The sequence below is a fragment of the Ligilactobacillus sp. UO.C109 genome (genome assembly GCF_026847815.1).
Taxonomy (GTDB): domain Bacteria; phylum Bacillota; class Bacilli; order Lactobacillales; family Lactobacillaceae; genus Ligilactobacillus; species Ligilactobacillus salivarius.
In genome coordinates this window covers 1-288 of the sequence record NZ_JAPSFH010000040.1, presented here as the reverse complement: position 1 = coordinate 288, position 288 = coordinate 1, and the positions used below count along the sequence as shown (strand labels likewise).

The window sequence follows — 288 nt, the reverse complement described above, 5'->3', positions numbered from 1 at the left end:
TGGTGGAGTGCTTAGAAGTGAGAATGCCGGTATGAGTAGCGAAAGATCAGTGAGAATCTGGTCCACCGTATGACTAAGGTTTCCTGGGGAAGGCTCGTCCTCCCAGGGTTAGTCGGGACCTAAGCCGAGGCCGAGAGGCGTAGGCGATGGATAACAGGTTGAGATTCCTGTACTGGTTAAACTTGTTTGAACAATGGAGGGACGCAGGAGGCTATCGATGCGTACTGTTGGATATGTACGTTCAAGCAACAAGTCTGTAGATGAGTCAAATGCTTATCTACTTAAGGA

Annotated in this window: 1 rRNA gene; it reads left to right on the top strand. The window is 49.0% G+C overall.

Annotation, left to right across the window (positions count from 1 at the left end):
* A 23S ribosomal RNA gene (locus tag OZJ21_RS09240) occupies positions 1-288 on the top strand; the annotation flags it as partial.